Source organism: Pedobacter hiemivivus, from assembly GCF_004331685.1.
Lineage (GTDB): Bacteria > Bacteroidota > Bacteroidia > Sphingobacteriales > Sphingobacteriaceae > Pedobacter > Pedobacter hiemivivus.
The window spans coordinates 32,856-44,534 of sequence record NZ_SJSM01000001.1; the positions used below are offsets into that span (position 1 = coordinate 32,856).

The window sequence follows — 11,679 nt, forward strand, 5'->3', positions numbered from 1 at the left end:
ATTAACAGAATGTTAACGCGGGAAGGATAGTACGTTTTGCAAAAACGGCAACTACCTTGTATATGACTCCCGAAAAAGCAGCTTTAGAACAACTCATTAATAAATACCTTGAAGGAAATTGCACACCTGAAGAAAAGGAAGTTTTATTTTCATGGATCGAACAGTCGGATCTTATAGAAAATCCTCTTATCAGCGACAAGACTGGATTGCTTTTAAAAGAACGAATTGATAAAGCAAACGCACAAAAAAACAAAAAACATCAGTTAAGCTGGTGGAGACCGGCTATGTATGCTGCTGCAAGTATCTTCTTCGCTGCAGTGTTAGGATCTCTTTATTATTTCTCAGACAGGAACAATATTGTTGAGAAACGCTCCGGTCAATTAGCGGTCCAGACCAAAAAACACACCATCAATTTCTATAATATAACCAACCAGGGCAAAAAGGCTCATCTCTTGAAACTAGAGGATGGTTCAACTGTGCTCCTGCAAAGTAAAAGCACACTGCTATGGGAGGTGCCTTTCCGTCTGGAGCGCAGAAAGGTAGAGCTACATGGCAAAGCCTTTTTTAAAATAGCCAAAGATAAGATGCGGCCTTTCGACGTATTATCAGGAAATATAACCACTACTGCTTTAGGAACTTCGTTCTGGGTAGACCAGAACATGAAAGGCGGTAATGTAAAGATTAAACTCATTACGGGCAAAGTAGTCATCACAGACCATCGCTCTGAACGCCAAAAAATCCTTGGTTATCTGTCTCCAGGACAACAGTTGTCCTACGACATCAATAAAGGAACATCTGTATTGAGCAATTCACTCAGAAAGCAGGTCAAAAGGGCAGATTCAGAACTCCATAACGCAACTTCTCCACTGATATTCGCACAGACACCTATGAACAAAGTGTTAGACAAAATTCAGAACTATTACAAAGTAAAAATAAAATATAATCCCGAAGACGTTCGGTCGATGGCCTTCTATGGTAATTACAATTTACAGGATAATGTAGAACTAATTCTAAAAACGATAACTGTCTCCAACGGACTAACATTAACAAAATCCGGAGACACATTTTTGATCTCTAAATAACTATAAATCATTAATACACAAAAACTGCCTTGAAAGGCGGTAAGGGATAATTATTTTCAAAAAATCACACAAACAATGCAAAAACAACACAAAAAATGGGTATTGCCCAAATGCTACAGGCACCTATTATTCCTGCTCTTTTTTAGCACGACATTATATGCGCAGAATAACGGTAATATCACAGTGATTATCCAGGATACAAAAGGTGAAGCACTGTCAGGCGCCTCAGTAAATGTTGCCAACGCTTCAAAGGGATTCTCACAAACATCCTCATCCAATAACGAAGGCTTAACTGTTTTTAAAGATCTCCTTACTGATTCCAGTTATTGCATTACAGTATCCTATATAGGAATGGAGCTGCAGAAACAATGTGGATATCAGGTAAAAGCTGGTCAGAAGGTTACAGTGATCATCAAAATGAAAGAAAGCCTTTCCACACAGATGAATGAGGTGGTAGTAGTTGGTTATGGAACCCGTAAAAAGTCTGATGTTACTGGCGCAATTGGCTCGGTAGCTGAAAAAGACTTTAACCGTGGGGTAGTAACCTCTCCGGAGTCACTTTTTCAGGGGAAAATTGCCGGGGTCAATGTAACAGGCAACACCGGTGAACCTGGCGGAAACCAGACTGTTGTAATTCGGGGCCCAGGCTCTCTTAGAAGCGGTAATGGACCGTTGATGGTAGTTGATGGCGTTCCACTGGATAACTCAACGGTTAGCACCTCCACTCCAAATGTAGGCTTTGGTGCCAGCGCATCGTTAAACCCGCTTAACTTTATCAACCCGGCAGATATTGAGTCTATAGACGTGCTGAAAGATGCTTCTGCTACAGCAATATATGGTAGCAGGGCTGCCAACGGTGTAATTATCATTACTACAAAAAAGGGATCGGCAAAGAATGGCGGACTGACTTATTCCAATTACTTTGGAACTTCTTCGATTGCTAAAAAACTGGACCTGTTTACTGCTGCTGAATTTATTGCTTTCCAGGAAAAACAGGGTCGAAGCCAATATATCTTCGATCGCAACATAGCTACCGACTGGCAGGACCAGATCTTCAGACAAGCCTTTACGCAGAATCACAATCTTGCCCTTAATGGTGGAACCGATAAGTCAAGTTATTATATGTCGCTGAGTGCTATGGATCAGGAAGGTATCATTAAAACCAATGAACTAAAACGTTACACAGCTCGTTTTAAAATTGACCAGTTGTTATTGAAAGACCGGTTAAAGGTTACAACTAACATTACCTACGCCCATATTAATAATACAGCTTCTCCAAGAAGTGACAAGCCGGGTGCAAACTCAGGCAGTTTGCTGCCTGATGCTTTTGGTGCAAACCCTACCTATCCGGTTCGCAATGCTGATGGCATTCTTTTCGTATTCCCACAAGGAAGAAATCCCCTTGCAGACCTTGAGCTTTTTGACAGTTTCTCACGAACAGACAGGGTACTGGGAAATATTGAAGGAAAACTGAAATTATTCAAAGGACTCGAATATAGGATTAATTATGCAATAGACCGCAGCATTGGTAACGGTGATACACAGATTAAACGCAGCTCGCTTCCTAATATGGAATTCCCAGAGGGCAGGGCAATTTTCCTGAAAAATGAATCGACAAGTCACCTGATCGAACATTATCTAAACTATGTACTAACGCTTAAGAAACATAACATCGAATTTCTGGCGGGCCAGTCTTACCAATATTTCTTCCAAAGAGCAGCTTCCTCCAGCATTAATAATTTTTCTACAGATGCCATTGACGCAATTTACAATCCAGGAATTGGTACCAGTCTAACGATTAACCAGAACATGCCTACCGGAACAGCAAATATTAATGAACTCCAATCCTATTTTGGAAGGGTTAACTACTCTTTTAATGACAAATATCTGCTTACGGCTACAATCAGAAAAGATGGATCCTCAAAATTCGGTAAAAATAACCGCTATGGAATCTTTCCATCCGTATCAGGTGCCTGGAAGTTAAATCAGGAAGATTTCATTTCTAAATTGAACATATTTAGTGAATTAAAGTTACGTGCAGGTTGGGGACAGACTGGTAATCAGGAAATTCCAAATAAAATCACGTTGCCTTTGCTATCCTCAGGTATAGGCCTTACCCAAGGCTATCCATTATCTGACGCAGCAGTAAACACAGGCTATATTTATAACAGAACTGCTAATCCTAATTTGAAATGGGAAACGACTACTCAAACTAACGTGGGTCTGGATTTTGGCCTCTTCCAGGGCGCACTAACGGGTACTGCGGATTATTTCAACAAAAACACCAGCGATATGCTGCTGCAGCTTACTGTGGCTGATCCTATTTCGCCTACAACAACGAAGTGGGGTAACGTTCCAATGAACGTAATTAACAAAGGATTAGAGCTTAGTTTAAACTACGCTTCTTCAAAAGCGCATAAGCTGAACTTTAGTGTTGGTGGTAATGCGACGTTCCTGAAGAACACTGTAAAAAATGCACCTTTTTCTTTTCTGAGCACCGGTGCCCTCAGTGGTCCGGGTACAAACAATGTCAATGTTAGTGTGATTAAGAATGGAGAACCACTTTCCAGTTTCTTCCTGCAGGAACACATTGGATTTGACGCAAATGGAAATAATGTATTCAGGGATATCAACCGTGATAAAGTAAGTAATGCTAACGACAGGATCATTGCAGCGTCTCCAATTCCAACTTTTCTTTATGGTCTGAACGCGACCGTTTCGTACGACAGATTTGACCTTGCTCTAAATTTTAATGGTGTTAGCGGCAACAAGGTGTATAACAACACAGCAAATGCTTATTTCAACTTCCCGCAGCTTGCCTCCGGACAAAACATTGTTAATAATGGAGTAAATGATCAGGAAAGCCGTTCAAATTCAGCAACACCATCAACACGTTATCTTGAAGACGGCAGCTTTTTACGCTTAAATAATGCTACACTTCGTTATAATTTGAACCTGAATAAAATTGACTGGTTAAAAACTTTATCAGTGTATGTAACCGGACAAAACCTATTTACCATTACAAATTACAGCGGTATGGATCCTGAAGTAAACGTACCGTCAGAAGTCGGTGGAATTATCTCTTACGGCATTGATACCACTAATTATCCACGCGCCAGAACTTTTCTTCTTGGCCTTAATCTTTCCTTTTAAATCAATTCCGCACAAAACTATATGAAACGATTATTTATATTAATATTACTCCCTTTAGTATTTTCGGGATGTAAAAAACTCGACGAAAAGGTGCTGGACGAAGCACTAAACACAGAACTTCTTACAGGCCCAGGCACCGCTCAGGGCGTGTTGGTCCCTGTTTACGCAAGGATGTCACGATTATTGGATAGCTATCAGGATTACTTTCAGCTTCAGGAAATCTCTACCGATGAAGCAATTGTACCTTACCGGGGAGGAACCGACTGGTACAATGGAGGGGTAATGATTGAAATGCAGCAACACAATTATACAGCAACACATAGTAGCCTTGCAACAGTTTTTAACAATATCAATCAGGGGACGGCACGTGCTGCTATCGCTATTTACACACTAAACAACCTTACAGATGCAAATAAAGAGCTCTATATCGCCGAAGCACGTGGCATGGGGGCATTTTATAATTCTATGCTGTTTGAGCTGTTTGGTGTTTGTATTTATAAGGATCCTGCATCGGTAGTTGCAGGGACTGGTCAGTCTGAAGTTTACCGCGGTCAACAAGCTATAGATTTCCTCATCAAAGAATTAGATGCTGTTGCGCCTACATTAAAAAACAAAAGTGAGGTAGGTGCCGGCAGACTGACTAAGGGTGCTGTATTGGGCCTGAAAGCTAAAATTTTCCTGAACCGCGCTGTATACCTGAACAGGTATGGAGCTACCTTAAATTTTGAAACGGAGGATATGAACAAAGTAATTAGCTATTGCACTGAGCTGATTGGTTCTGGTAATTATGCATTGGAAAACAGTGACTACTTCAAGATTTTCGACATCAATAACCACAATCATTCTGAACATATATTCGCGATGAATCACAGCAATGACGCCAACAATGGAAATCTGATTACATGGTTTGCACTTGCACGTAACCAACACGGAAGTTTGACCAATCTGCAAGCTACAGGAACCGATGGAGGCTCAATCACGGAGTCATTCTGGAATACCTGGAAAGACAATAAGGACGATCCCCGGTTTTCCAAGGTGGTTATTCCTCAGGATGGTTCAGTAAGCTCCGTGGCTGATAACAAATGGGGACTAAACCGTGGCCTGCTCTACGGACAACAATATGGAATTGTGTTGAATAGCACAAAGAGTGCATTTAAACGTACAGCTAACGGTGAACTGGTCATTGAAAAATTGTTCAATACAGTCAAAACAGGCGAAGCGGTTAACTTCAGCCCTGAGGTAGATTTCGATAAATTTAACGGGCATTCCAACGGAATCCGGGTGTCAAAAAATGAATATGATCCTAACAGTACCAATGGCAGTAATTATTCGAGAGTAGATCAACCGATTATCCGCCTTGCAGACATTCACCTAATGCGCGCTGAGGCCTATTTAAGAAAAGGAATCAGGGATTTGGCCCTTGCCGATATCAATGCTGTTCGCACAGCCCGCAAACATCCGAGAATGATGACTGATACTGAACTTAGTTTGGAAAGCTTATTGCGAGAAAGAGGATTTGAGCTTTATTGGGAAATGACTCGCCGTACAGACCTTATCCGTTTTGGAAAATATGAAACTGGATGGACTGGCAATACGAATAAGAGCGTTGATAAAAGAGTGTTTCCTATCCCTCAGGCTACGGTTGATGCAAACCCATCACTCATGAAGCAAAATCAGGGGTACTAAATTTATGATAGCTAATTAATTCTAGAACTTAAACAATGGATTCATATAAATTAGGCAGAAAAAGTTTTCTTTTTAAAATAGCCACAGTTGGTGCAGTTGGATTAATGCCTTCCTTGCTGAAAGCAAGTCCGAAGGAGACCGTTCAGAATCTAAAAAATCAGGCCGGGATACGTTTTCTTACCCCGCCCTATCTGCAGCACATCACTGGCGACAGTGCTGTGATCAGATGGATCACAGATCAACCTGCCAGCAGTTGGATACAATATGGTGAAAACACCCCCGAACTCAAGGTGCTACCCGTTGCGGATTTGGGGCTCATAGCAGCTAACAAGAGGGTACATGAGGTAACGATAACCGGCCTGAAACCGGGCACCCGATATACTTACCACGTTTGCTCCAGACAAATCGTTGATTTTCAACCTTACAAGATGACATGGGGAGAAACGATCAGCAGCGAGGTGTTTCATTTTGCCTCAGCCAAACCCGAAGCAGCGGAAGCTTCCTGGCTGGTATTTAATGATATCCATGACCGTCCAGCTTCATTTGCCCACCTCTTCAAACTAAACGGTAAAGATCCGTTTGATTTTGTATTTCTTAATGGTGATATGTTCGATTACCAGACAGATGAAAAACAAATCATAGACAACCTCCTTACTCCCATTACATCACTCTTTGCTTCCGAAAAGCCATTTTTCTACGCGCGAGGCAATCATGAAACCCGTGGTAAATATGCCAGAGAATTCCCAGACTACTTTTCGAACCCGGGTAATCAATATTATTTTTCTTTTACGCAAGGTCCGGTACACATTATTGTATTGGACACTGGAGAAGATAAGGAAGATGAACACGTCGAATATAGCCAGTTGGTGGCTTTCGATCAATACCGTGAACAACAGGCGCAATGGCTGGAACAAGAACTGCAAAAACACGCGTTCTTAAATGCGCCATTCCGCGTGGTAATGATGCACATCCCTGTTTTTCATTCCGGTGAAGGTCATGGTGCCCGTCACTGCCGGGAATTATTCAATCCTATGTTCAACAATGCGGGTATTGATTTGATGATATGTGGGCATACGCACAGGTATGGCGTGCATGCTGCCGACTCCAGCACCCATAATTACCCTTTAATTATTGGAGGAGGTCCCCTGGAGGAAAAAAGAACACTGATTAAAGTGAGAGCTGACCGTAAGCAGCTTTCATTACAAATGATTAAGGACGATGGAAATGAAGTTGGCCGTTTGAACGTAGAATCAAAGCGATAACAACCAAATTATCTCTTTTAAAATGAAACCAAGGTAATTTCTGGTGTCATTTTAATCTTAAAAAGACGTTTTAGGTTATATCCAATACACACCAATGACCATTCGTTATTGGTGTGTTGTTCTCCTCTGAATAGAAATCGCCTAAAGCCTAATACTTCTTTTATGATTCCAAAGACTGGTTCAACGATTTGTTTTCTCTTTTTTATATAATGTGCTTCCTACAGGGCTACGCAGTCGTTGTCTCATTCGCTCTATCACCGTACCGGCAGTTTTTATCTGTTCTGGCTCAATAAATATGTTTGTCAAAAAGCTGTTATGTTTCTCTCCAGAAGTCGCTTTCTTCCTTTTGTTTCCGCTCTTCCAAGAGACGCAGGAACTACTGGCCAACTTTGAAATTAAGTTTGGCAGTATCACCATCCAATCACCTAAACCGATCTGTCAGCCATAGCGACTGAATTGCATGGCGGTTTAGCCACCATTAACCAGAATCTGGAAAAATGGCAGAAACCCCTCAAAAAAGAGTATAGGATTACTTTATTTCCCGAACAGGTTCGCAGCGTGGAGTATGTCAGGGCGGTATTGACCAGGGTAATCTTGGGTATCATTGCTTTGGTGTTTATGATCTTTGCCTACCTGCTCATGGACAAACATTTGAAGTGAGGGCAACGGCCAGCAAAGCAATAGGCTCAAGAATGAATGACGATCCAAAATATAAAACCATCCGACAGGCTGAATTAATTTTACAGTATTACTTTAATAATTACTTAACAAACATTTAACACCTCAATCACGTTCCACCTGTTACTTATGCTTCGGATAAAAGCAATTGGTATTTTATGGCATTTAAGGCATTACCTGATCAGGAATTGATACAACAGTGTATAGAAGGCAATGACAGGGCATTTAATGAGCTTTTCAGACGTTATTTCAATAAACTCTACCAGTTTTCACTGAGATATAAGCAAAAAGTGTAACTCATGGAACCTATCTTATGGCGGGTTAGGTTCGAGAGCCCCCACTCTCCGCCAAGGTATCAAAACCTAAAAAAGCCTGAAATCGAAAGATCTCAGGCTTTTTGCATTTTAAGATCAGCTTTTGTGCCTAACGTTTCGCCACTTTGAGATGGCTGTTGGCGGCTATTATTTCAATACGTTATTAAGTTCCACAACATCAAAGTTATCATTGTTTTCTAAAAAATGTTTTAATATTGGAATGTGTCCTTGCCCAAAAATTAAAATAACATATTTGTCCGAAGGTTCAACTTGATTTACAATATTTGAATAAATAGCAAGATTTCTTAAATACCAATCTGATACATATTCTGCTCCTGCAAAATTTTTACCTGCTCCAATCTTTGCCATAAATTTTAGATAAAGTGATAAATTTTTTTTTAATTCTTCGGGTTTATTTATGTGTTTTAAAACTTCGGTTATTGTGCCTTTTTTCAATTGATTATCATAATCATTTCGCATTAAATTTGCCTCGGTCCCTAAATCTTTTAGCAAAAAAAGTTGATTATTTTCTTTTGCGGTCGCAGCCATTAAGCTATCGTGTGACATTCCATAAAATTTGTCAATACAATTTATATGATTTAATTTTAATTTTTTAGCTAGCCTAAAGCCAATTTGTTCTCTTTCCGAAACTGGAAGTTTATAATGATCTGTTAAATATGAGCTATACAAACTGTCGCTGGAACGTTGATTTTCAACTGATCTTTCAATCATTACTTTAGTCGCTTTTGTTTGAGATAGCGCATTAGTTAAGTCTTCTAATTCACTTTGTCGCTTAGCACTAAGAAAATCGTCCGTTTTTAATTCAAATTGATCTGTATGTGGGGTTTCGAAATGAACAGTTCCAATTAATAAAATTTTTGTTTTCTGAGCCTGTCCGAATGCTGTAAGCCCAAAAGTTAAAGCAAAAATTAACGTTATTATTTTCATATATTTTATTCTGTTTTGGTTGTTACTTTTTTGTTTCCGCGGTATTAATAGCCGCTAACTGAGTTATTCCAGCCATAAAATGGCATCAATAAAACTTTTTAAGGATTCCTTGAATTATAAGTTACTTTTTTCAAGCTAAAAATAGAGATATTTTTACTGCAATTTATTAACCTTTATAAGATAATCAAATTGATATGTTATGAATTAAATCCAGATAAAAGTCATTCCTGCTCATGAGTACTAGCAAGCAAAAAATCCCGGCTACATAGTGCAACCGGAACTTATTATTGTCAAGCCTGGGATCTTGCGATTCCAGGCACAATGGATGTTGTGGCTTTTGTAATTTATAACAGCCCCAATTGCGTGTAACGGGAGTCCAGAATAGAAAGATATTCTTCCTTTGCCTCATTGGACAAAAATGTATTCCATCAGTGGAGGAATCTTAGTTCCAAAGAATTCAAGACTACACTTTTCATGGTAGTCCACTTCATCCTTCAGTTCGTTATAACAATATAAACATTTACGATTCATCACCTTGATTAACAGGTTCAACACTTACCGCCCCAATGCAATTCCCACAACAGGCAAGAACCAGTCCCATGCGGTCATTCGGGTTCAGCTTCCAGTTTTTAGTGGCTATATCAAGCAACCATCCTTCAGGGATTAAACCCTCAAAAAAAGGAAAAAGTCTGTTCGAGATATATTTCTCTTTTCTTACCGGTAAAGAAAAAGTAATTAACTGATCAGGGTAAGCCAAGATATAAGACTCATCATACTCAAATTCGTATTCCCCTTCATCAGTTTCAGTCAGCTCACCAGCAAGCTTGTTATTATAACATACCAAGCCCTTTCTCATGATGCCTCCGTTTCTATTTCCCTAGTACTAACTGGCGCAAGTATGCTCCCGAACATCAGCAAAACCTGATTCACACTGGAAAGGTTCAATGTTTCTTTTCCCTGTTCAATTTTACGGATCACCGTGAGCGCGACACCGGCCCGTTCAGCAAATTCCTCCTGGGTCAATCCAGCAAGCTTTCTTTTTTCTTTTACAAATGACGCTAATCCTTTCATTATATGCATTTACATCAATTTAGATAGATATAGCAAAATTATATGTAAATGAATATAAAAAATATGATTTACATATAATTATATGTATATAGATATATTTTATCGGGTAACACAATATCTAGCCATAAATAGCGTCTATATATGTGAGAGCGTTAATTTAGATGAAGCGGGAGTGGTCGGAGATCATTCCCGCTTTCTTATATAGTAAATGTTATTATCAGCACTGCTCGGGGCTGAATTTATTTTTGAGTTTCGATTTCCGGCACACCGATCCATTGCCATTTTCTCTGGGTAAAACCAGGTATTAAATCCCCATCAATGTTAAACCTTCTTAAATCAATTAAACGGGTTCCTCTCCAGGATAGAAATATTCTGCGGATCGAAACAATATCGTTAAGTGTTAGCGCCGGCCCAGCTGGGAAGTTGGAAAGTCCTGTGGCATCATATTTAACAACCACAGAATTGACCAGATCGGTTGCGTTGCCAGTTAACAGCCCCCTGATGATCAGTTCAGCCCGGATCAATTGCATCTCCTCATAATCGCTCACCACCAGAGGATCTCTTTCCTTCAATAAAGTAAGTGACCAATGACCTTTCGCCGCTTTTACAACAGGGTTACGAGCCTTATCGGCAGTAGTTTTCAAAGCGACAACCAATGTCGGATCTACTGCAGCATCCCTAGAATTGACATTTAAGGCATTAAAAAAGCCATTACTTACCGTGCCAACAGTATTTAAGAAGCTGAAATTTTCTGAAGCTCCGAATGACTGATTAATATACTGAACAGCCAAGGAATAATTACCCGTATGTATTCCCATTTTGGCCAGTAACGAGTGTAATAATCTTTTTTCAGCATCGCTGGCAGTTGGGATGGCCTGCTCCCAGTAAGCCTTTGCTTTGCCATATGCCTCCTGATGACTCAGCTCTTTATGGTCTGCATATATAGAATGGCTTGTATTGGTAACACTAAAGTAATCGGCCAGCAGCATCCAGGCATATCCAGCATGCAGACGTGCATTTACAAGTGCGGCTTGTTTTACTTTAACACCATCTTCATCAGCCGGAGCCAATGATCCTGCATTCAAAATGGCATCTTCAGCACGCGCACGGTAATTCTGAATATTAGACCATACACTAAACAACGAAGTGTTGTCAGGAGTTAACTTGTCTTCATCAAGTTCTTTATAGAAAGGAGAATTTGGAACAGCAGTGGGTACAATCTCATCAGAAATTGCTCCTGAGGCAACGAGTAAATCAGCGGCTGATGTTGCACCTGCGCGCCAAACACCTGCAATTACGGGCCCCGGAATATAAGCTCCTTTCTCTATGCGACCCAGCATAGCAATGCTGTTTAGCTGAGATTCATCGATGGTATTGTCAGGTAATTCAGTGTCATTTACCCATTTATCACAAGAGGAAAGCATCAGTACACATATGCATACCACACCGGCTTTCCAGAAGTCTTTTATTTTAATTGACATAATT

10 protein-coding genes are annotated in these 11,679 nt (G+C 40.1%); 5 read left to right on the plus strand and 5 right to left on the minus strand.

All coding sequences use genetic code 11. From position 1 onward, the window contains the following. The first annotated feature begins 62 nt into the window (after positions 1-62). The 4 genes from EZ444_RS00170 to EZ444_RS00185 all read left to right on the plus strand — a co-directional run bounded on the left by EZ444_RS00170 (position 63) and on the right by EZ444_RS00185 (position 7,183). Positions 63-1,082 carry a FecR family protein gene (locus tag EZ444_RS00170; protein ID WP_131606048.1) on the plus strand — a complete coding sequence of 340 codons (1,020 nt, stop codon included), beginning with the start codon at positions 63-65 and terminating at the stop codon, positions 1,080-1,082. A gap of 75 nt (positions 1,083-1,157) precedes the next feature. Then, entirely contained in the window at positions 1,158-4,235 is a 3,078-nt protein-coding gene (locus EZ444_RS00175; RefSeq protein ID WP_131606050.1) for a SusC/RagA family TonB-linked outer membrane protein, read from the plus strand. A gap of 21 nt (positions 4,236-4,256) precedes the next feature. After that, positions 4,257-5,921 (plus strand): RagB/SusD family nutrient uptake outer membrane protein, encoded by a 1,665-nt coding sequence (locus EZ444_RS00180; protein WP_131606052.1) that lies wholly within the window; start codon positions 4,257-4,259, stop codon positions 5,919-5,921. Positions 5,922-5,956: 35 nt separating this feature from the next. Then, complete coding sequence (locus EZ444_RS00185) at positions 5,957-7,183, plus strand: metallophosphoesterase (protein WP_131606054.1); 1,227 nt, start codon at positions 5,957-5,959, stop codon at positions 7,181-7,183. A gap of 17 nt (positions 7,184-7,200) precedes the next feature. Here the strand turns inward: EZ444_RS00185 and EZ444_RS00190 are convergent, their stop codons facing one another. After that, on the minus strand, positions 7,201-7,389 hold the full coding sequence (locus EZ444_RS00190; RefSeq protein WP_131607164.1) for a transposase: 189 nt from the start codon (positions 7,387-7,389) through the stop codon (positions 7,201-7,203). Between the two features lie 630 nt (positions 7,390-8,019). Between EZ444_RS00190 and EZ444_RS27090 the strand changes: the two genes are divergently transcribed. Then, complete coding sequence (locus EZ444_RS27090; protein WP_165503481.1) at positions 8,020-8,157, plus strand: hypothetical protein; 138 nt, start codon at positions 8,020-8,022, stop codon at positions 8,155-8,157. A 165-nt stretch (positions 8,158-8,322) separates the two neighbouring features. On the opposite strand, the gene EZ444_RS00195 is transcribed toward EZ444_RS27090, so the two are convergent. The 4 genes from EZ444_RS00195 to EZ444_RS00210 all read right to left on the minus strand — a co-directional run bounded on the left by EZ444_RS00195 (position 8,323) and on the right by EZ444_RS00210 (position 11,675). Then, on the minus strand, positions 8,323-9,123 hold the full coding sequence (locus EZ444_RS00195; RefSeq protein WP_131606056.1) for a DUF5694 domain-containing protein: 801 nt from the start codon (positions 9,121-9,123) through the stop codon (positions 8,323-8,325). Positions 9,124-9,643: 520 nt separating this feature from the next. Then, positions 9,644-9,979, minus strand: a complete 336-nt coding sequence (locus tag EZ444_RS00200) for a HipA N-terminal domain-containing protein (protein ID WP_131606058.1) — start codon at positions 9,977-9,979, stop codon at positions 9,644-9,646. Next, entirely contained in the window at positions 9,976-10,194 is a 219-nt protein-coding gene (locus EZ444_RS00205; RefSeq protein ID WP_131606060.1) for a helix-turn-helix domain-containing protein, read from the minus strand. Before EZ444_RS00205 ends, EZ444_RS00200 begins: the two co-directional genes overlap by 4 nt. A 239-nt stretch (positions 10,195-10,433) precedes the next feature. Further along, positions 10,434-11,675, minus strand: a complete 1,242-nt coding sequence (locus EZ444_RS00210) for a RagB/SusD family nutrient uptake outer membrane protein (protein ID WP_131606062.1) — start codon at positions 11,673-11,675, stop codon at positions 10,434-10,436. Positions 11,676-11,679 lie beyond the last annotated feature (4 nt).